1 protein-coding gene is annotated in these 24,632 nt (G+C 66.1%); it reads right to left on the bottom strand.

The genetic code is table 11. The features are described from left to right. Complete coding sequence (locus ACFYTS_RS34135) at positions 1-24,447, bottom strand: non-ribosomal peptide synthase/polyketide synthase (protein ID WP_387309424.1); 24,447 nt, start codon at positions 24,445-24,447, stop codon at positions 1-3. Between the last annotated feature and the right edge of the window lie 185 nt (positions 24,448-24,632).

Here is a 24,632-nt window from a genome sequence, read left to right as displayed (position 1 = left end):
TCAACATAGGTTCACGAACCTTTCCAGGACCGAGCCGACAACGGCCATTGCGTGCGGATGACTGAACTCGAGGTGACGTGCGTCGACAACCGTGTTGTGTATCTTGCCGGTCACGTACGGGCGCCACGCCTGCACGAGAGCGTCCTCTTCCGTGCGGTCTTTGCCGGCAGTGAAGAAGAGCAGATCTCCGTCGAAAACTGCGGGCCGGTAACCGGCTGCCAGGTCGCTCGCGGTCGCGAAACTCTCCATCACCCGACCCGTCTGTTCGGCGGTGAACAGCCCGGTTCCGACCACTTGGCTGCGGATGACCGCCCATGCTTGCTCATGGGTGTGCGCCTGTACCACATCGCCGAGGTCGAACAATTCCCGCCAGCCGCCGAGGAGGTCCGCCATCAGGTGTCCTGGCGCGGACTCGTCCCCAGCGGCGATCATCGAATCAGCGGACATATCTGGTGCGGAATCCAACAGGGTCAGGGTTCCGACGAGTTCACCGTCGCGCTGCAACCTGACCGCGATCGCGTGCGCGATTTGCCCGCCCAGCGACCATCCGAGCAAGTGATACGGACCGTGCGGCTGCACTCCGCGAATCTCGGCCACATACCGCTCTGCCAACTCATCCACCGATTTCGCGCCTGGTTCGCCCGCGACCACATGTGGATCCTGCAGGCCGTACACCGGTCGTTCCTTGTCCACATGCTCGACCAAGCCGCCGTAGAACCACGCCAATCCGCCGGCGGGGTGTACGGCGAATATCGCAGGCTTCGATCCGCTCGCACGAAGCGGAAGCAACACCTCCAGACCGGAGCCGCCCGCGGCTTCGTCGGCCCTGCGCGCCAACGCTTTCGGTGTCGCATCGTCGAACATCCAGGGCAAGGCGATCGTCACGCCACGAGCGCTCAACTCGGCCACCGCCATCGTGGCCAGCAGCGAATTGCCGCCCAGATCGAAGAACCCATCCGACACCCCGACCCGCTGCAGGCCCAGGACCTGTGCGTAGACGTCGGCGATCATCTTCTCGGAATGAGTTCGCGGCGTGACGAACTCGGTCACCGATGCATCGAAATCGGGAGCGGGCAGAGCCTTTCGATCGAGTTTGCCATTGACCGTCAATGGCAGACCTGGCAGCACCATTATCGCCGAGGGGACCATGTACGTGGTCAGTACACGGGCGGCAGCCTCCCGGACCTCGCCCGGATCGATCTGCTGGCCGTCGGCCCCCACAACGTAGCCGATCAGCTGATCGACGCCGTGCACGTGGCGATGCACCGCGGCGGCGGCGCGTACCACATGCGGATGCCGGAGCAATGCGGATTCCACCTCACCCAGTTCGATGCGGTAACCGCGCAGCTGTACCTGCGCATCCGCTCGACCGGTGTAGGTCAACTCGAGCCCGCGCGCGGACTTGCTCCACCGGCCGAGATCTCCGGATCGATACAACCGCGAACCATGCGAGTCGAAGGGATCCGCGACGAATCGTCCTGCGGTCAAAGCCGGGGCGCGCAGGTAGCCTCGCGACAGTTGCCCGCCGGCCACATAGATCTCCCCGGTGACGCCGATCGGCACCGGCCGCAACCGGTCGTCGAGCACATACACCCGCAACCCTGGCAGCGGTGATCCGATCCCGGCCACCTCCATGCCCTCGATCGTGCGGAACGTGACGTGCACCGTCGTCTCGGTGATCCCGTACATGTTGACCAAGCACGGTGATTTTCGATCGTGATCCGCGAACCAATTGGTCAAGCGGGATACATCCAGCGGCTCGCCACCGAATACGACGTAACGCAGAGCGAGTTGACCTGCGGTGCAACCGGATTCGCGATATACGCGCTCTGCTTCGGCGAATCCGTAAAACGCCGACGGAGTCTGGCTCAAGACCGTCACACGCTCGCGCGCCACGAGATCGACGAACTCCTTCGGCGACCTGGATGTGTCGTAGTCGACCACAACCAGCCTGCCACCGGACAGCAGCGCACCCCACATTTCCCATACCGCGAAATCGAATGCGTACGAATGGAACAGCGTCCACACGTCGTCTGGGCCGACATCGAAACGTTCGGCCGTGCTGGTGAACAACGTGACCGCTTCGCGGTGACTGATCGGCACTCCCTTGGGACGGCCCGTCGATCCGGAGGTGTAGATCACGTACGCGACATTGTCCCGCCGCAACTTCGGCATCGCCGTGTCGGCGGTGTCCGCTGCGTCCGCACAATCCTCGACCAGCACCATCGGTGCCGCGTACTCAGGCAGGGCCGTAGCCGTTTCGACGGAGGTCAGCACCGCCGCTGGACGCGCGTCATCGAGCACGAACCGCAATCGGTCGTACGGATACGCCACGTCGAGTGGCAGATACCCGGCGCCTGCCCGAATCACTGCGAGCAGGCCCACGACCAGTTCGACCGAACGCGGCAATGCTACGGCCACAAGCGATTCCGGCTCCACACCCTGTTCGATCAGCCGGGCCGCGACCTGGGCGGACCGATGATCCAGTTCCGCGTAGGTCAGCTGCGAGACGCCATCGGTGACCGCGACAGCATCCGGTTGGTCCAGGGCTCGGGCAGCGAACAAGTCTGCGAGTGTGGCATCTGCGACCACGGCGCCGTCTTCCCCTGCCGCGTCCAGCAATTCGCGCCGCTGCATCGGATCGACGATGTCGATATCGCCGACAGGCACCGCGGCATTCGCGGTGACGTACTCCAGAATCCGGATGTAAGCGTGCGCGAACCGAGTCATCGTCTCGTTCACGAAGAGATCGGTAGCGAAGGTGAGTCGTCCCACCATGCCGTCTGGACGGCCTCCCTGACCTGATCGCTCGGCCAACTTCACATTCAGGTCGGCCTGCGCCTGTTCGAAACCGTTGTCCATCAGCTCGATACCGAGCTCCGGCAGCTCCAATGCGGCCTTGCCCAGGTTCTGGACATCGAGCGTTACCTGATACAGCGGAAGATGCGCGGTCGACCGGGGCGGATTCAGCGCTTCCACGACTTGTTCGAATGGCACATCCGCATGCGCGAACGCCGCCAGATCCGTCTCACGGGTCGAGGCGAGCAGTTCGGCGAACGGCTGCCGCATCGACACCCGTGACCGCAGCACAAGGGTATTGACGAACATACCGATCAGATCGTCGAGGTCCCGCTCTCCACGTCCGGCTATCGGGGCGCCGATCGCGATATCATCGACGCCGGCCAGCCTCGACAGCAGCACGGCCAGCGCGGCCTGCAGGACCATGAAGACCGTCGCGTTCGCCTCGCGTGCCAGGCCGGCGATTCGCTCGTGCAGATCGGCGGAAAGTTCGAACTCGATCGCGCACCCATCCATCGACGCGACCGGCGGCCGTGGAAAGTCGGTCGGCAGCTCGAGCAGCTCGGGCAGCCCGGCAAGGGTGTCCTTCCAGAATCGCAACTGCTGGGAGATGACCGAGTCCGGGTCGTCCGCCGACCCGAGCATCTCGTGCTGCCACAGCGCATAGTCGACGTACTGGACCGGAAGTACCGGCCACGTGGGCTCTTTCCCATGGCTGCTCGCCTCGTACGCCATCGCCACATCCCGCGCAAGCGGGATGATCGACTGGCCATCCGTGCAGATATGGTGCACACAGATGACCAGAACGTGGTCCTGGTCGTCGACAGCGAGCAATTCCATCCGCAACGGGGGCGCTTGCGTCACATCGAAACCCGCCGACACCACGGCGATCACGCGATCCATCACCTGATGTTCGCCGACCTGAACCGGAACCAGCGCGGGCACGACCTCATCGACAGCGACGGCAACCTGACAGGGCCGGCCATGGACCATCGGGAACTTCGTACGCAGCGATTCGTGCCGTTCGACGACCAGTTCACACGCGTGCCGCAGCGCATCGATGTCGAGTTCTCCGCGCAGCCGGATCACCAGCGGGATGTTGTACCTGCCGACGGCGGTGTCGAACTGGTTGAGGAACCACATTCGCTGCTGCGCCGGTGACAGCAGTACCTGCGCAGGCCGGGGGCGCGCCGTCAACGGCACCCGGGAGTCGCGGTCGAGAGTCGCCAGCCGAGCGGCGAGTTCGGCTACCACCGGCGCCTGGAACAGGTCGCGGATCCCCAGGCGCACTCCTGCCGCCGTACTCAACTGTGCAGCCACCCGCGTGGCCGACAGCGAATCGCCGCCCAGGTCGAAGAAGCTGTCCGTCGCCCCGGCACCGTTGACGCCCAGCACGTTCTCGAACACGGCGGCGACACGTCGTTCGGCGTCGGTGCGGGGAGCGACCCGTTCTCGGCCGACCGCGAATTCCGGAGTGGGAAGCTCCGAGCGGTCGAGTTTGCCAGTCGCGGTGAGAGGAAGTTCGGCCAGCACCGCGAACGCCTCGGGCACCATGTGCGCGGGCAGCCGCAACCGCGTAGCGGCACGAACATCATCCGGATCCAGCTCCTCGTCAGTGACGAGATAGCCGACGAGTCGGTCGATGCCGAGGTGATCCTTCCGCTGCAGAACTACCGCTTGGGAGATCCCGGGATGCCCGGCCAGAACAGTTTCGATTTCACCGAGTTCGATGCGCTGGCCACGGATCTTGACCTGGAAATCGCGGCGTCCGAGATATTCCAGAGTGTGCTCCGGTGTCCAGCGAACCAGGTCGCCGGTGCGGTACATGCGCGAACCTGCCGCACCGATCGGATTCGCCACGAACGCGCCCGCGGTGGCCGAGGCTCGGCCCGCATAGCCACGCGCCAATTGCACCCCCGCGAGGTACAACTCTCCCACCACCCCGACGGGCACCGGCCGCAACCACGCATCGAGCACGACAGCCTCGACACCACGGATCGGCCCGCCGATGGTCACCGCGTCACCCGGGTGCAGCGCAGCGCTGATGGCGGCGAGAATCGTCGTTTCGGTCGGGCCGTAACCGTTCAGCAGAGTTCGGCCCGGCGCCCATATTTCGACCGCTTCCGGCGTCACCGCCTCGCCCCCCGCCACCAGCACCCGCAGCGAATCCATCCCGGCCGGCGACATCGTCGCCAACACGCTGGGAGTGAGGAAGGCATGCGAGATCTGCTGTGCGCGAACCAGTTCCATCAACTCGTGCCCAGCGAACACTGCTGGGGGCGCAGCCACCAGGACAGCACCGCTGGTGTGAGCCAGCAGCACCTCGAGGACCATGGCATCGAAGCCGGGAGCAGCGACCTGCAGCACTCGCGATCCGGTGTCGACACCGAACCGATCCCGCTGCGCGGCAGCGAAATTCGCGAGCCCCTCATGGGTGACCGCGACACCCTTCGGAATTCCGGTCGAGCCCGAGGTGTAGAGAACGTATGCCACATCCTGGATGTGCGGCATCCGCACGAGTTCTCCAGCTGTGACGCGGGCGGGCGATTGCGCGATGACCGATCGCTCGATGTCCGGATCGTCCAGTACCAACGGGAATACCGTGCCGGGCAACAGATCTCGCGTCTCCTCGACCGTGACCGCCAGCTGAATGCCGGCATCCGCCACCATGAGCGCGATGCGCTCGGCCGGATTCCGGGTATCAACGGGCACGAACGCCGCGCCCGCTTTGGTCACCGCCCACAGGCCGATCACGAATTCGACCGACCGCGGCATCGCCAGCGCGACGTGATCACCCGGTCCTGTGCCCCATGCGATCAACTGCCGAGCCAGCTGGTTGGACCGGGCATCCAGCTCCGCGTAGGACAACGTGTCCTGACCGGACACTATCGCTGCCGCATCGGGATTCGCCGTCACGCCCGCTACCAGCAACTCCGGCATCACGCTGGGTGCCACGGCCCCTCCGCCCGATGCGGGCACCAGCGTGCGCCGCTCGTCCTCGGTCAGCAGATCGATCGCACCGAGCACCGTATCCGGATCGCCGGCCAGCGTCCGTAGCGCGGTTTCCAGACGGCCGGCGAGACCGGCCGCCATCACCTCGTCGACGCGGGCTCGTTGGTAGCGGACTCGGACGTGCAACTCGTCGGTCTGGTGCGCTTGCACGGTGATGGGGTAATGCGCCGCGTCGCGGCCGTCCGCCGAGACCACTCGCATTCCATCGATGTCCACATCGCCCAGGCCACTGCTGTCGACCGGATACGACTCGAAAACGACCAGGGTATCGAACAATTGGCTGTTACCGGTAGCCGCCATGACCTGCGACAGTTCGAGGTAATGGTGGTCGAGCAGACGGGTGTTGTCCGCTTGCAGTCGACGCAGCGCGTCCTCGATGGTCAGATCTCGCCGCACCTCGGCGACGACCGGAATCGTATTGATGAACAGGCCGATCATCGACTCGACATCGGGCAGTTCGGCGGGGCGGCCGGATACTGTGCTGCCGAATGCCACGCGTTCGACACCGAGCAGATTGCCCAGCACCACGGCCCAGGCGAACTGCACGATCGTCGCCATCGTCACGCCCCGCGCCCGCGCGAATGTCACCAATTCCACTGTAGCGGAACGATCTACAACGATCGGCACATCGATCGGAATGTCCGCCGCCGCCGGCGTGCGTGGATCGGCGACCAGCGTCGGTTCACCGATATCCCGGAGCGCGTCCCGCCACACCTCGATACTCGCGTCGCGATCACGTCGGTCCAGCCACTCCAAGTACCGCTGATACGAGGCCGCGGGCGGAAGCGACTCCGGCTGGGCGGCAACAGCATACAAACCGATGAGCTCGCGCCACAGCAGCGGCAACGACCAGCCGTCCAGGAGCAGATGGTGCGCCGTCAGCACCAGCCGGAACTCGTTCTGTCCGAGGGCGATCAGCAGGAACCGCAGCAGCGGCGGGTCGGCGGGATCGAAAACGACGGCCCGCTCGGTTTCGATCAGCGCCGCTACTGCGCTGATGTCGCCGGAGAGATCGACCCTGCGCCAGGGCACGGTGGTGCTTGCCGGAACGACCTGCGCCGGAACGCCATCGACGGTCCGGGTGAAGGCGGCCCGCAGGTTGGGATAGCGTTCGAGCAGCGCTCGTACAGCACATTCGAGCCGGTTCTCGTCGACCGTGCCCGCGAGGGTCAGGACCGACTGCGCGGTGTACACGTCGAATTCGCCCGCCGCGAGTTCGGTGTGGAACAGCAGACCCTCCTGCAGCGGCGCCAATGACCATACGTCGCTCAGTGGACCGTACCGGTCTGCCAATCCGTTCAGATCGTGCTGCGTGACGTCGACCAGCGGAACGTCGGCCCGGGACAATCCCCACCGCTCGCCGGCGCGAGCGAGGGTGGCGATCTCGGTCACGGCGTCGACCCATCCGGCGACGAGTTCGGCCACATCGTCGTGCTCGAGCAGCCGTGACGCGTAGCCGACATGCGCGGTCAGTTCAGGTCCGGTCTCGGTGTCCACGATATCGACGTCGATCGTGATCACCGCTGCGGCGGGCATATCCGGATCGAAGGCGGATCGCCGGTCGAACTGCTCATCGGTCGGGACCCACGCGAGATCCGACAGGGCGGTGAGGTCCACGCCGGCCCGGCCGAGATTGTTGAAACTGATCTGCGGCTGGGGGGCCTTCGCGAGCACGTCGGTGGTGTCGGTGTTCAGATAGCGCAGCAAGCCGTATCCGATGCCCTTGTCGGGTATCTCGCGCAGCTGGTCCTTGACGGACTTCACTGCCGAACGCAGGTCCGCGTCGTCGATTCCGCTCAGGTCGAGGGCCACGGGGTACGCGCTGGTGAACCAGCCGACGGTGCGTGACACATCCGCTCCCGGGGCGATCTGCTCCTCGCGGCCGTGTCCTTCCAGCAGGACTTTCATGCCCGGGTGCGGAAGGCCGCGCCGTGCGCGCCAACGGGTCAGGGCCACGGTCAGCCCGGCCAGCAACGCGTCGTCGACGTTGCCGCGCACGGCCGTCGGTATCGAGTCCAGCAATGCCGAGGTCACCGCGGCCGGAATGGACGCTGTCATGTACCGCACCGTCGCGTGGGTATCGACGGCGGGATCGAATTCCGCCGTCCCGAGCAGCGGATCGGCGGCGGTACTCATCCGCTGCCACAGCTCGAACTCGCTGCCCCGGCCGGCTGCGGCAGCGGTCAGCGCGTGTGCCCATCGCCGCATCGACGTACCCGGTGCCGGCAACTCGACCGTGCGCCCCTGCCCGATCTGCTGCCACGCGGTGACGAAGTCGGGCAACAGGATTCGCCACGACACCCCGTCGACAGCCAGGTGGTGAATCACGATGAGGGCCCGGGCATCGGCCTCGACGCCCGATTCCGGAAACAGGCACGCGACCTGCATCATCCGGCCCGCCGCGGGATCGAGACGATCCGACGCCTCGGTCAGCGCCGCTTCCACCACAGCCGTGAAACCGTCGCTGCCCGGCGCCTCGTGCGCCCGGAAGGTTCGCACGAATACCGCGCCGGTCGCATCGGCGGCGTGAGCGGGCAGCGCTTCCATGCACTGTTCGCGCATCCGCGACCGCAACATGTCGTGCTGTTCGAGCACTGCCCGCACGGTCGCGATCACCTCGTCGACGCGCGCGTCCCGCGGCAGACGAACCAGCATCGACTGTGCGAACCGATCGGCTGTCCCGACCCGGTCGACGAACCAGGCCACGATCGGCGTGAAGGGAATGTCTCCCACGCCACCGCCCGGCAGCTCCGCGAGGAACACCCGGTCCGCAGCCACGGCCACCTGCGCCAGCCCGCGAACGGTCTTGTGCTCGAAGACATCCCGCGCGGTCACGACCACACCCGCCGTCTTCAGCCGCGAGACCAGCTGGATCGACATGATGGAGTCACCGCCGAGCGTGAAGAACGAGGTCGTCACACCGACCGACGCGACGCCGAGCACATCCACGAAAGCGGCGGCGATCGTGCGCTCCAACTCGTTTGCCGCGACCACGTCCTTGTCGCCGCCGGTGTCGAAAACTGGTTCGGGCAACAGTTTTCGATCCACCTTGCCCGTCGAGGCGAGCGGCATGTGGTCGAGCACGGTGATCGTCGACGGCACCATGTGGGCGGGCAGCACCGCAGCGAGGTGGTCGAGCACGGCATCGGGTTCAACGGCCCCCGAGGGCTCGGCCACGACGTACGCGGCGAGCACGGGCTGCCCGCCGGGTCCCGAGCGGCTCACGGTGACGGCGGTGGCAACCTGCGGGTGTGCCTGCAGCACAGCATCGATCTCCCCGAGCTCGATGCGCTGGCCACGAATCTTGACCTGGAAGTCGACGCGGCCGATGTACTCCAGCACACCACTCGCGGTCCAGCGGACGATGTCGCCGGTGCGATACATCCTCGATCCCGGCGCACCGTAGGGGTTCGCCACGAACGCACCGGCGGTCGTAGCGCGGCGGTTCAGGTAGCCACGCGCCAATGCACCGCCGGAAAAGTACAACTCCCCGGGCACACCGACGGGCACCGGACGCAGCCGGGCGTCCAGCACCACCGCCTCGACGCCGCGGATCGGACCACCGATATTGATCGGGTCGGACGGCTGGACCGGATCGCTGATCGTGACCACGATCGTCGTCTCGGTCGGACCGTAGATGTTGTGCAATTGCCGCCCCGGCGCCCAGGTGGCGATCAGGTCCGCGGACACCATCTCGCCGCCGACCGCCAGTTCCCGCACCGATGCGAAGTCCTCGGGCGACATCGTCGCCAGCACACTGGGTGTCAGGAACGCGTGGGTCACCTGATGGGTGCGGATCAGTGCGGCCAGATCAGGGCCGCCGAAAACCTCCGGTGGCGACACGACCAGGCAAGCGCCGGCCGCGCACGCCATGAACGCCTCGAGCAGCACCGCGTCGAAGGCAGGCGCCGCCACTTGCAGGACACGCGACGTGGCGTCCACCCGATAGCGGACCCGCTGCTCGGCCGCGAAGCCGGCCAATCCCTCGTGGCTGACCACCACACCCTTCGGTGTTCCGGTCGACCCCGACGTGTAGATCACATACGCGGCCTCCCGAATCCGCACGGCCCGGCCACGAGCCGCATCCGTGATGGCCCGGCCGGTCTGCGCGGCGATCTCGGCGGCTGCTTCCGGTTCGTCGAGCACCAGCCATCGGACATCGTCGGGAAGCGACGCGCGCGCGGACGCGACCGTGATCCCCACGGTGACACCGGAATCGTTCACCATGTGCGCGATCCGCTCCGCGGGATAGCGCAGATCCACCGGTACGAACGTGGCGCCGGTCTTCGCGATCGCCCACATGGCGACGTGGTAGTCGACCGAACGCGGCACGGCCAGTGCGGTGAGCGTGCCCGGCCCGGCTCCTCGGGCGAGCAGGTATGCGCTGAGCTGATTGGACCGGCGGTCGAGTTCGGCGTAGGTGAGGGTTTCGGTTTCGCCGATCACGGCGGTCGCGGTCGGATCCGCTGCCACCGCCGCGGCGAGTAGATCGGGCAGCAGACACGGCGCCGGGCTCTCGCCACCTCGCGCCGGGACCAGTCGCTCGGCCTCCGATGTGTCGAGCAGATCGATGCCGCCCACCGTCCGGGCCGGGTCGGACACGACCGACTCCAGGACCCGGAGGAATCGCTCCGCGAGCGATTCGGCCGTGGACGCCACGAAAAGATCTGTGGCGTAGATGATCTCGCCGTCGATTCCGGCCGGCCGGCCGCCGTCGCCGCGTTCGGTCATCAGCACGGTGATATCGGTTTTCGCCTGCGCGATACCGGGGTCGAGCAGTTCGACATCCACGCCGGGGAGCTCGAACCGGGCCGCACGCATGTTCTGCAGACCGAACATCACTTGATAGAGCGGTGTGTACGCGGTGGATCGGGCACGGTCGAGGATGTCGACGAGCCGCTCGTAGGGCACATCGGCGTGGGCGAGCGCTTCCAGGTCGACGTCGCGTACTTCGGCCAGGAGTTCGCGGAACGACAGATCGTCCCGGACTCGCGTGCGCAGCACGACGGTGTTGACGAACATGCCGACCATATCGTCCAGTTCCCGGCTGCCTCGGCCGGCAACCGGAGAACCGATCGAGATGTCCGCGCTGTGCGCGGTGCGCGCCAACAGGATCGCCAGTGCGGCATGCAGCACGACGAACACCGTGACACCCTCGCGTTGGGACAGCCGCGCTATCTCGTCGTGCAGCTGCGCCGAGAGCGCGAAGCGAACACTGCCGCCGGCCATCGACATGGTGGCGGGCCGGGGTCGGTCCGTCGGCAGGTCCAGCAGCTCCGGAGCATCGTCGAGGACCTCGCTCCAATGTGCGATCTGCCGCGCGATCGGCGACTCCGGATCGCCCTCGGCACCGAGCGTTTCGGCCTGCCACAGCGCGTAGTCCGCGTACTGGACCCCGAGCGGTTCCCACTGCGGCGCTTCGCCGTTCACGCGCGCGGCGTAGGCGGCGAAGATATCGCGGCCCAGCGGTGCCATCGAGGAACCGTCGGCCGCGATGTGATGGACCACGAGCACGATCACATGCTCGTCGTTCCCTGTGCGGTATACCCGTGCTCGCACCGGCACCGAATCCACGACATCGAAACCTGTTTCGACGACCTGCCGGATCCGGTCGGCCAGCTCCGCCTCGTCGGCGACAGACTCCGGATCCAGCGTCAGCTCCGCGGCCGCGGCCGCGACCTGACGCACTACCTGGCACGGTTCGCCGTCGACGGCGGGATACACCGTGCGCAGTGGCTCGTGCCGCTCCACGACGTCGAGTAGCGCCGCCTGTAGCGCCTCGAGATCCAGCCGGCCTGTCAGCCGGGCCGCAAAGCAGATGTTGTATGCCGCCGAGGCGGTGTCGAATTGATTGAGGAACCACATCCGCCGTTGTGCCGCCGCCAACGGGACCGCTGCCGGGCGCGGCCTGGCGGTGAGCGGAACCACCGCGTGTCCGGCTCTCGTGCGCAGGCGCTCGGCCAATCCGGCAATCGTCGGTTCGGTGAAGATGTCGCGAATGCCGACCTCGATGCCGAGCTCCGCGGTGGCCCGGGCTGCGATGCGGGCGGCCGAGAGTGAGTTGACCCCGATCTCGAAGAGGTTGGCCGTCACGGTCACCCGATCGCGATCGGTGATCTCCGCGACGATTGCCGCAAGGGCCGCTTCGCGTTCGGTGCGGGGTGGCACGAATTCCTCGGTGTCGTCGAACACCGGCTGCGGCAAGGCAGCTCGGTCGAGCTTGCCGTTCGGTGTCGACGGGATCGCCTCGAGGACTTGAACGGCGGCCGGAATCAGGTAGGACGGCAATGCGTGGGTGAGCCGGTCGCGAATCGAGCGCCCATCGGTGCGCGCACCGGGAGCGAGTGTCACGTATGCGACGATTCGATCCGTCGTGGCTACGGCCACAGCGCGTGCGACGTCCGGGAGCGCGGACAGCGCCGCTTCGACGTCACCCGGCTCGACCCGCTGGCCGCGGACCTTGACCTGGAGATCGCTGCGGCCCAGGTATTCCAGCTCGCCGGTTTTCACCCATCGGACGAGGTCGCCGGTTCGGTACAGTCGCTCACCGGGCATGCCGAAGGGGTGCGCGACAAAGGCGCCGCAGGTGAGGTCGCGACGGGCGTGGTAACCGCGCGCCAGCTGGACACCCGACACGTAGAGGTCGCCGACGACACCGATCGGCACCGGTCGCAGCCCTGGGTCCAGGACGTAGACCCGCATGCCGGCCACCGGCGTACCGAGGGGGGCCATCGAACGGTTCGCTATCCCCGGCAGGCAACGCGCAGCCGTCACGACTTCCGCCTCGGCCGGGCCGTACCAGTTCACCACCTCGGCATGCGCGAATACCCGCGAGGCGGCGTCGACGGTGCGCTGCGCCAGCGCCTCACCGGCGACGAAGACCCGTCGTATCGACGGCAGTGGTGTACCCGCGGTGGTTTCGACGAGAACCTCGAGCATCGATGGCACGAAGTGCACGGTGCTGACCTGATGGTTCGCAATGATGGTTGCGATGTATCCGGGATCGCGATGCCCATCGGGTTCGGCGACCACGATCTGCGCACCGGTCTGCAACGGCCAGAACAGCTCCCATACGGCGATGTCGAAGGTGATCGGGGTCTTGTACAGCACGGTGTCGGACGCGTCGTGCGGCCATTGCCGCTGTGCCCACGCCAATTGGCTCACGGTCGCGGCGTGGGTCAGCGCGACGCCCTTGGGGACTCCCGTGGAGCCGGAGGTGAACAGGATGTAGGCGACATTGTCCGGCCGCAGCGGCGTACGACGCTCGGCGTCGGTGATCGGGACATCCGGAAGACCGGCCACGTCGACTCGATCGATGCACGAGATCTCGAACCCACGCGGCAGTGCGTCGCCATCCGCTGAGGTGGTGAGTACCAGCAGCGGCTGCGCCGCGTTCAGCACATCAGCGATGCGGGCGGTCGGATGATCCGGATCGATCGGCAGGAACGCGGCGCCCGCCTTGACTACCGCGTACAGCGCGGTGATGAGGTCGATCGATCGCCGGATGCCCACCGCGACAACAATTTCCGGCCCGGCACCACGGGCGATGAGCCAACGGGCCAGACGATTGACGCGGGTGTCGAACTCCCGGTAGGTCATCCCGATGCCGCTCGGAAGACAGATCGCCGGAGCATCCGGGGTTCGGGCGACCTGTTCGTCGACAGCGTCGACCAGCGTCCGGCCGGTCGCCGCGGGGCCGGCGGTGTCGTTCCATCGTTGCAGCACCAGGTGGCGCTCCGCGGCATCGAGCAACTCGATACCGCCGATCGCCGTATCGGCATCGGTCGCGGCGGCGTCGAGCACACGCACGAATTGTTCCGCGAAGCGCAGCGCTGAGTCATCGTCGAAAAGGTCAGTGGCATACGTCAACCGCAACGTCATGCCGGTCGGCTCACGGTGAGCGCCGTGTCCCTCCGTGATCATCAGCAGCAGGTCGTAGATCGCGGCGCTGTCCTCCGGATCGAGGCTCTCCACGGTGAGACCCGGAAATTCGACCCGCGCCTGTGCCATGTTCTGATAGGCGAGCATGACCTGGAACAACGGCGTATGCGACGTCGATCGCGCCGGGTTCAGTGCCTCCACCAACTGCTCGAACGGGACGGTGGCATGGTCGAAAGCCTCGGTGGCCGTGCGCCGCACCTGGTTCAGCAGACTGGTGAACGATTGATCCCGCCTGCACCGGCTGCGCATCACCAGGGTGTTGACGAACATCCCGATCAGGTTGTCCAGCGATCGATGGCCGCGGCCGGCATGTGGCACACCGATAGTGATGTCGTCACTGCCGGAAAGTCTCGACAGCAACACCGCCAAAGCGGTGTGCACGACCATGAATGTCGTCGCCCCGGCGTGCCGCGCCAGCGCCTCCAACCGGGCGTGCAGCTCGCTCGGGATCGTGGCATGGACGACCGCGCCGCGTTGTGTCTGCACGAGCGGCCGTGGCCGGTCGGTCGGCACTTCGATCACATCGGGGATACCCGCGAGTTGTGCTCTCCAGTAGGCGAGGTCGTGGGCCAGGTACGAGTTCGGGTCCTCCGCCGAGCCGAGCACCTCGCGCTGCCAGAGGGCGTAATCAGCGAACTGTACGGACAGCGGTGCCCAGTCCGGCGGATTGCCGCCGGACCGTGCACGGTAGGCCGTGACGATGTCGGCGGCCAGCGGTGCAACCGACGAACCGTCGCAACTGATGTGGTGGACTGCCAGCGCGACCACCCAGGTCTCGTCGGACAGTCGATACAGGGCAACGCGCAGCGGCACGCCCTTCGACACATCGAATCCGGTGCCGAAGAACTCGGTCAATCGGGCCGGCAACTCGTGCTCACCGACCGGTTGCGGCCCGAGATCCCAGTTTCCGACGACGTCGGCCACGTCGAGCGCGACCTGCGTCGGCGTGCCATCGACCGCTGGATACATGGTGCGCAGACTCTCGTGCCGCTCGATGACGTCACCGACCGCCGCTGCGAGCGCATCGAGATCGACGCTACCGTCGAGCCGCATCGCCAGCGGCACAACATATCCGGGCGAACTCGGATCGAACTGGTTGAGGAACCACATCCGGGCCTGCGCCAGTGACAACGGGATACGATCCGGGCGCGGGGTGCGAGTTGGCGCGGGCAGGTTCGGCACCGCGCGCAGCTGCCCGATTCGTTCGGACAGCTCTGCGACAGTGGGTGCTTCGAAGATCACCCGCACCGGCACGGTGACGCCTGCGATGTCGCCTATCCGGCTCAGCGCACGCGTTGCGAGAAGCGAGTTTCCGCCGAGGTCGAAGAAGTTGTCGTCCACGCCGACCTCTGGAAGGTCGAGCAGTTCGCCGACTACCCCGGCGACGGTCTGCTCGATGAGGCCTTGCGGCGCACGGTATCCCGCTTCGTAGCCTCTCACATCCGGTGCCGGCAATGCCCGGTAGTCGACCTTGCCATTGACGGTGAGCGGGACAGCATCGATTCGGACCATCGAGGACGGCACCATGTACGCCGGCAGCCGCTGCATCAGGAACGCCCGGACCTGCCGGAGGTCCAGTGCCTCCGCGGCAACCAGGTACGCGACCAGGCGCTGTTCGCCGCGCTCGGTGCGCATCTGCACGACGGCCGCGGCAACCTGCTCGTGCGCGACCAACGCGGCTTCGATGTCACCGAGTTCGATGCGGAGACCGCGCACCTTCACCTGGGTGTCGGCACGGCCGACATAACGCAGGTTGCCATCCGAGCCCCAGCGAACCAGGTCACCCGTGCGGTACAGCCGGGCACCGCTTGTGCTGCCGAAGGGGTCGGCGGTGAAGCTCGCTGCCGTCAGGCCAGGGCGTTCGTGATAGCCGCGAGCCGGCTGGATTCCCCCCAGGTACAGCTCTCCGGTCACCCCGACAGGAACCTGACGAAGTCGCGAATCGAGCACGCGCACAACCACATTCGCCTCGGGGATGCCGATAGGCACGGTGACGTCGTCGAGCGCGTCGATGCGGTGAGCGGTGACGCTCACCGCCGCCTCCGTCGGCCCGTACAGGTTGTCGATGCGCGCTGGGCTGAGTTGCCGGAAACGACGGACGGTCTCGGCCGGCAGTGCCTCACCGATGCACAGCACCCGCCGCAGATCAGGGAACTTCCGCGCGCCGGCCGCATCGAGGAATGCCGACAGCGAGGACGGCACGAAGTCCACGGTCGTAATCCGGTGTTCGGCGAGCAGCCCGGCTGCGGTTCCGGGGTCGAGGTGCGCGTCGCGACCGGCGACAACCACCGACGCGCCGCAGGTGAGTGCGGAAAACAGCTCCCAGACCGAGAGATCGAACGTGGTCGGCGTCCGCAACAGCATGATGTCCTCGGCCCCGAGCCCGTAGTGATCCCGCAGCCAGCGAAGTTGGTTGACCACCGCGGCATGCGGTACGGCCACCCCCTTGGGCACGCCGGTCGAGCCGGAGGTGTAGATGACATACGCCAGATCATCCGGGCGCAGCGACCGGGGCCGATCGGCGTCTGTCAGCGTCGACGTATCCGCGCGCTCGCCATCGAGCTGCTCGAATGCCCACACCGGTACGTTTTCGGGCACATTCGCCCGGTCGACCGGCCGGGTGATGACGGCACTCGGCCTCGCGTCGGTGACGACCGCACGCACCCGGTCGACTGGATGATCCGGATCCAGCGGCAGGTAGGCCGCGCCGGCCGCATGAATTGCGTACAGCGTGGTCAGCAGATCGACACAGCGGCGCATCGCGACAGCGACGACGGTTCCCGGGCCGACTCCGCGTCCGATCAGCACCCGGGCCAGCGAATTCACCCGCGCCGCGAATTCCCCGTAGCCGAGCCGGCCGCCACTCTCGGCGTCGACAATCGCGATCCTGTTCGGGTTCGCGGCAGCCTGCGCGGCGAACAGGGACGCGATCGTCTCGGACGGGGGGCTCGTCAACTCACCGCTCGACCACGCCGCCAGCTCGCGCGCCTCGTTCGCGGTCAGCAGCTCGATATCGCCCACGACACAGGTGGGCTCGGCCACGATCGCCTGCAGCAACAGCAGGTAGCGGTCGAACATCGCAGCGACCGTCTCCTCATCGAAAAGATCTGTCGCATAACTGAATTCGACCGCCATGTCGCCCGGGTCGCCATCCGACGCCGGTGAGTCGACAAGGTTCAGATGCAGGTCGTACTTGGCCACGCTCGGATCGACCATCCGGGCCGAAACCGTCAGGTCCGCGAACTCCACGGTCGGGATCTCGATGTTCTGGAACGAGAATCCAACCTGAGTCAAAGGCGAATGTGCGGTCGAGCGAGGCGGATTCAGCACCTCGACAAGCCGTTCGAACGGAATGTCGGCGGTCTCGAATGCGCCCAGATCGGCGGACCGGACCTGATCGAGAATGTTCAGAAACGACGAGCCAGGGTCGATGCGGGTCCGCAATACCAGTGTATTGACGAACATTCCGATCAGATTGTCCAGTCCGGGCTCGCCGCGGCCGGCGATCGGTGTGCCCATCGCGATGTCGCCGGTTCCCGAAAGCCTCGCCAGCAGCGTGGCGTACGCCGCATGCATCACCATGAAGACCGTCGCGTCGAGTCGCCGGGCCAACGCGATCACATCACGATGGAGATCTGCGGGAACCACCGTCGATATGGCCGCACCCCGGAACGACTGTTTGGCCGGTCGTGGACGATCGGCCGGCAGGTCGAGCACCTCAGGCAGGTCGGCGAGGGTCGCGCGCCAATACTCGAGCTGGGCGGCGGTCAGGCTGTTCGGGTCATTTTCGATACCGAGTAGGTGTTGTTGCCACACAGCGTAATCCGCGTATTGCACGGGCAACGGCGTCCACTGCGGGGACTGGTGTCCGACGCGGGCCTGGTAGGCGGTCGCGAGGTCTGTGGCCAGCGGCGCCAGCGACGACCCGTCGAAGCTGATGTGGTGGACGACGAGAATCAGAGTGTGCTCGTCGGGTGCACTGCGCAGCAGGGTGATCCGAAACGGAACCTCGGAGGTGACATCGAACCCGGCGGTCACCTCCGCGCCGATGCGCGCCTCGACCTCGCTTTCCGGAACCGGCACCGGCTCCAACGAAGGCCGTGCCGTCGCCACCGGCACAATCACCTGATGCGGTCCACTGTCGCTGTCCGGGTAGATGGTTCGCAGAGATTCGTGCCGGTCGATCACATCGGCGATCGCCGCGTGCATGGCGGCCACGTCGAGGTTGCCCGACATGTGGACGACCATCGGAACGTTGTACATCGGCGAGGCGGTATCGAACTGATTGAGGAACCACATGCGCGTCTGCGCGGGCGAGAGCGGGATCCGGTCCGGGCGCTCTTGCGGGCCCAGCGGTTCCCGTCCGGCCGCGTCGCTGGTCCGAATGCTCTCCGCCAGCGCGGCGACGGTCGGCGCTTCGAAGAGCGTGCGCAACGAGACATCGGTGTCGAACGCGGCGCTCAGCTGCGCTGCTGCCCTGGTCGCGGACAGCGAGTTGCCGCCCAGATCGAAGAAGCTGTCGAACACACCGACCCGCTCGATTCCCAGCACGGCGGCACACACATCGGCGACCAGCTGCTCGGCCGCGTCGCGCGGTGCGACGTATTCGGTTGTGCCGGTGGCGAAAACCGGCTCGGGCAACGCCAGACGGTCGATCTTGCCCACTGCCGACAACGGCAGCGTGTCGAGCACCATCACCGTGTCCGGGACCATGTGGGACGGCAGGCGCCGCTCGGCGTAACCGAGCAGATCCGCGGTGTCGACGGCGCCGTTGGCCGACACGACGTAGGCCACCAGTCGCGACCCGCCGGCGGTCGCTGCACCCACCGTCACCGCTGCCGCCACGGCGGGGTGCGCGGCGAGAACGGCCTCGATCTCGCCGAGTTCGATGCGCTGTCCCCGGATCTTGACCTGGAAGTCGGTGCGACCGAGATATTCGAGGGTTTCCTCGGATGTCCACCGGACCAGATCACCGGTGCGGTACATGCGGGTGCCCGGGGAACCGTACGGATCGGCCACGAAGGTGGTGGCTGTCGCGGCCGGTCGCTTCAGGTATCCGCGGGCCAGCTGCACTCCGGAGACATACAGCTGTCCCGATACTCCGACAGGCACCGGCTGCAGGCCCGCGTCCAGTACCACGGCCTCGACGCCACGAATCGGGCCGCCGATGGTGACGCGGTCCCCGGCGCACAGCGGGTCGCTGATCGCCACCATGATCGTGGTCTCGGTGGGTCCGTAACCGTTGAACAGCTGTCGGCCCGGTGCCCATACCGCGACCGTCTCCGCCGACACCGCCTCCCCACCGGCGACCAGCACCCGCAGCGAATCCAGACCGGCCGGCGACATTGTCGCCAGGACACTCGGGGTCAGGAAGGCATGCGATACCCGCTGCTTCCCGATCAATTCCGCCAACTCACGGCCCGCGAACACGTCGGGAGGCGATACCACCAACGCCGCGCCGCTCGCATGAGCCATCAGCAACTCCAGCACAACCGCGTCGAAACCCGGTGCTGCCAACTGCAACACCCGCGACGAACTGTCGACCCGATAGCGATGCCGCTGCTCGGCAGCGAAATTCGCCAGTCCCGAGTGCGTGACCGCGACACCCTTCGGCGCCCCCGTCGACCCCGAGGTGTAGAGCACATAGGCCACGTCCGAGACACGGCAGGACCGCAGCCGGTCTGCATCCGTCACCACGGCCGAGGACCGAGCCGCGATGTGCGCCTGTGCGTCAGGTGCATCGAGCACCAGCCGCTGAACCCGGTCCGGCAGCAGGTCCTGTAACACCTCGACGGTGAGACCCACCCGCACGTCGGCATCGGCCACCATGAGGGCGACGCGGTCGACCGGATTGCGCGGATCCACCGGCACGAACGCCGCGCCCGCCTTGGTCACCGCCCACATCCCGACCACGAACTCCACCGACCGGGCCATCGCCAACGCGACCTGGTCGCCCGGGCCGACACCCCATGCGATCAATTGCCGGGCAACACGATTCGACTGCTCATCGAGCTCTCCGTACGACATCGTGTGCTCACCCGAAACCACAGCCACCGCATCGGGATCCGCGACCGACAACAACTCCGCCAAGACCCGCGGCGCCACGGCACGGCCCCCCGACGCGGGCACCAACCCGGCCTGCTCGCTCCCCGACAGCACATTCACGCGACCCACCGGCAGGTCGGGACTCGACACCACCGCATCGAGGACCCGATTCAGCCGCACGGCCCATTCCTCGACCGTCTCCCGATCGAACAGATCTGTGGCGTAGTTGATCCGGAGGGAGACATCGCCTCCCGCAGAAGCGTTTTCGGCGACGGTGACGATAACGTCCACCTTCGCCGGTTGCGGCCCCGGATCCAGGATCTCGACCGTGAGTTCGGGCAGCTCCAGCCGTGGACGGTCCATGTTCTCGAAAACGAGGTACACCTGGCACAGCGGTGCGTGCGCGACCGATCGCCCGGGATCTATTTCATCGACAATCCGTTCGTACGGAAGGTCGCTGTTGGCAAACGCATCGACGTCGATGTCCTTGACCCGCCACAGAAACTCGAGGAGCGATTCGTCGGAACGCACTTCGGTACGTAGCGGCACCGTATTGACGAACATGCCGACGAGCGGTTCCAGCGCACGCTCCCCTCGGCCCGCGACCGGTGTCCCGATGGTGATATCCCCCGAGCCCGACAGCCGGGCCAGCAGCACCGCCAGCGCGGCATGGATGACCATGAAGGTGGTGACGCCGGACGTGCGGGCCAGATACTGGATCGCGGCAAAGGTTTCGGCTGGGATCACGCTCTCGGCGATGTCGCCGCGCATGGATTGGCGAGCAGGACGCGGACGGTCCGCGGGCAGCTCTAGCAACGGCGGCATTCCCGCCAGCTGTGTCACCCAGTAACGCAACTGGCGTGCCGCCAACGACTCGTGATCGTCCTCGTCGCCGAGCATCTCGCGGCGCCAGATGCTGTAATCGGCGTATTGCACGGTCAGGGGCTGCCAGTCCGGGGTTCTTCCCTGCGACCTTGCTTCATAGGCCGTCGCGATATCGACCGCGAGCGGTGGAAGCGACGAACCGTCACAGCAAATATGGTGCAGAACCACGACCAGGACGTGCCGACGCCGTTCGCTGGACTCGAGCAGCGCGACTCGGATCGGTGGACTTGTTCGGACGTCGAAACCGGTCGAAGTCAGCTCACCGATGCGATGCGCGATGTCGGCGCAATCGATCTTCTCCGGTATCAGGCCGACACCGTGCCCGGGTGCCAGAACAACCTGCCTCCCTTCCCCTTTCGTGTCCGGATAGACGGTCCGCAGGGATTCGTGCCGATCGATCACATCCATCAGAGCCAGGTGCAACGCAGTGACATCGAGTCGGCCGGTCAGCTGCACCACCAGCGGAATGTTGTATGCCGTGGAGGCCGGGTCGGCCTGATTGATCAGCCACATCCGGTTCTGCGCCGGCGACAACGGAATCGGCTCGACGCGCGGTTCCGCGCGCAGCACGAGCGCTCTGTGGTGGTGTTCGATGTCGATATGCGCGGCGAGTTCGGCGACGGTCGGCTTGCTGAACAGATCGCGGACCGACACAGCGGATCCGGTCAGCTCGGCGATTCTCGCGGCGGCATTGGTCGCGGTGAGCGAATTGCCGCCCAGTTCGAAGAAGTGGTCCAGCACGCCTATTCGCTCGAGGTCCAGCACCTCGGCGAAGATGGCCGCGATCGCCTCCTCGACCGCCGAACTCGGCGCCACATAGGCCGCTGACGAATCGAAGATCGGCTCCGGCAGCGCCCGATAGTCCACCTTGCCGTTCACCGTCAGCGGCAGCTCGGGCACCACCACGACGACGGCCGGCACCATGTACTCCGGCAGTAGCGTCGCGACATGCGTGCGGAGAATGTCGGCTGTACAGGCATCTTCACCGGTCGGAACGACATAGGCCACGACCTTGGCCGCCGCCGTGCCAGGGCGATGGACAATGACAACCGCCGCCGAGACCGCGCTATGGGTCGACAAAGCGGTGCGAATTTCATCCAACTCTATGCGAAACCCACGCAGTTGCACCTGCTGATCGGCACGGCCACGGTATTCCAGCTCACCCTGGTGATTCCAGCGTGCCACATCGCCGCTGCGATAGAGCCGCTCGCCTGGTCGGCCGAACGGGCTGGCAACAAATCGGGCGGAAGTCAGCGATGAGCGGTTGAGATAACCGCGGGCGAGTTGCGTTCCGGCAACGTAGATCTCGCCCCAGGCGCCCAACGGCGCCGGCCGCAATTGTTCATCGAGAACATAGGTGCGCAGACCAGGCAGTGCTGGACCGATCGTGCTCGGGGCGTCCGCCGTCGCGTTGCTCGGTGTCAGGCCGAAATAGGTTACGAACACCGTGGTTTCGGTGATGCCATAGCTGTTCGCCAGCACCGGGAGCTCCGGGTTGTGCTCATACCAGTCCGCCAGCACAGCCGGATCGAGTCGTTCGCCCGAGAGTATGACCAGCCGCAGCGAAAGCTCACCGTCAGGCTCACCCGCATCTATGTACCGCCGGTACGCGGCACCGAACTGCTGGAACGCGAATGGTGTCTGGTTGAAGACGGTCACCTTCTCGCGTGCCGCCAAACGCACGACATCGTCTGGTGACCGGGTGGTGGGGGTGTCCACGACTACCAGGCGGCCGCCACTGGCCAACGCGCCGAAGATCTCCCACACCGAGTAGTCGAACGCGAAGGAGTGGAACAACATCCACACGTCGCCGGGCTGCACGCCGATCTCGGCGCACGCGTTCACCAGGTACGTCGCCACGGCGCGATGGGCAATGGCCACGCCCTTGGGCCGACCGGTCGACCCCGAGGTGTAGATGACGTAGGCGATGTTGTCGGGGCGCAGCGGGCTGGTCCGGTCGGCGTCGGTGACAGGTGTCGCAGCCTCGTCGGCGGCGACCTCGTCGAACAGCACCACGCGGCCCGGGTCTCCGAGCACAAGCTCGCGCATGTCGCCGGTCGTGACTACGGCGATCGGATCGGCGTCGTTCAGCACGTATTCCAGCCGATCGGCCGGATGCGCGATATCCAGCGGCAGGTATCCGGCGCCTGACTTCAGCACGGCCAGCGTGACGATGATGAGATCGGCATCCCGTGGCATCGCGATCGCCACCAGCGAGTCCGGGCCCGCTCCGAGCGCGATGAGGGTGCGTGCGAACCGATTGGAACGCTCGTCCAGCTCCCGATAGGTGAGAGGGGCCCCCTCCGATGTGACGGCAACTGCCGATGGAGTCGCATCGGCCTGTCGCGTCAGCAAATCCACGAGTGTTGCCGTACTCGTTGCCCCGTCGCGGCCGGCCAGCTCCCCGGCGATCTGTGCCTCTTCAGCAGGGTCAACGAGCGGAACAGCGATCAGGGCTGTTTCGACGGGCGCTTCGATCAGTCGTTGCAGAAAGGCGATCAATCGGTGGGCGTGCGCATCGAGTTCATCCTGGCCATAGAGATTCGCGTTGCCGTGCAGTTCGATCAACAGTGGCGCGTCTACCCCGGAACGGTAGAGATTCAGCTGGAGATCGTCCAATGTGCCCGAGGTCAGCGCGCGATAGCGGCCGACAGCAGACCCGAGGCGAATTTCGGAGTCGAAGAAGAGGATATTGACGATCGGACCGAACGAGTTCGCAGACGCATCCAATGCATTCGAATCGCGGCGCAGGTCCTCGAACCGGTAGAGCTGATGCCGCATCGCGGAGACGAGTTCGGACACCGACGCATGGACCAGTTCCTCCACGGTGGTCGTTCTATCCATCGTGAATCGGATCGGCACCATGTTCGCCAACATCGCGGCAGCATTGCGCAAGCCCTTCGTCACGCGCCCGCTCACCGGCATCGACAACACCACATCGTTGCCACCGGTCATCCGTGCGAGGAATGCGGCGAAGGCCGCCACGACGACCTGCGCAGGCGATGCTTGCAGGTTGCCGGAGAAACGGTCGAGCAGGTCGGACAACTGCGGCGGAAGCTCGATGCCGGAAACACGATCGACCTTGCTCGGGCGGGCGGTGCGACCGGACAGACTCGTCGGCGTCGGAAGGTCGGCAATCCTGCCGAGCCAGTATTGCCTGTCGTTCTCGAACCGAGAGCTCGCCCGATACGCTTGCTCCGCCTCGATGATGTCGCGCAACGCGTCCGCTTCCCGAGGCGCCGGCGGCCGGCCCTCGAGCAATGCGTTGTAGTGCTCGGCCAGCCGGGTCAACACGTTGAATGCACCGTAGCCATCGATGACGAGATGATGGGCACGCGCGTACCACAGATACCGATCTTCGGCGATTCGGATCAACCGTGTCTCGGCGAGCCGGTCACGGCTCATATCCTCGGCTCTGGCTTCGAAATCGCGCCGCATCCATTGCATTGCCGCCGCGAACGGATCACTCTCCCCGCTGACGTCCAGCACAGACTCGTCGTAAGTCATATTGCGATCGACGAATTGATAGGGAACGCCGTCGAACTCGACCACCCGGACGACCAGGGATTCGGATTCGTGGCCGGCAACGTTCACCGCCTCGATGAAGGCTTCGACGTCGATCGGGCCCTCGATCTCGACGTACTGTGCGATGTTCATCGCCTGCCCGCCGGGCAGGTTGTCCGCCAGCCACATCCCGTATTGCGCCCTCGATAGCGGAATCAATTCCGCCTGGCGGTCAGCAGGTTCGGTTGACCTCAGATTCATCTGGACCCCTTCACTGGTCGGCCTCTGGAATCCAACTCGGACTCCGCGCCGCAGTGCGACAACGCCCCCGCACCCGTACGTCAACGTTTCTTGGTATCTCAAAGCCTGAAGAGTCGGATATTTCCAACATCTGGCAAAGAACGCGGGCTCACAACATACCCGGCGTACAGCTTTCGAGCCGCGTT

This window comes from Nocardia sp. NPDC004151, assembly GCF_042874235.1.
GTDB lineage: Bacteria > Actinomycetota > Actinomycetes > Mycobacteriales > Mycobacteriaceae > Nocardia.
Note: the sequence above shows the minus strand (reverse complement) of the source record. Positions and strands in the feature narration are given on the sequence as shown.

What these genes read in the sequence shown, in the direction of transcription:
- ACFYTS_RS34135 (WP_387309424.1), bottom strand. Translation starts at nt 24,447, where the DNA reads ATGAATCTGAGGTCAACCGAACCTGCTGACCGCCAGGCGGAATTGATT.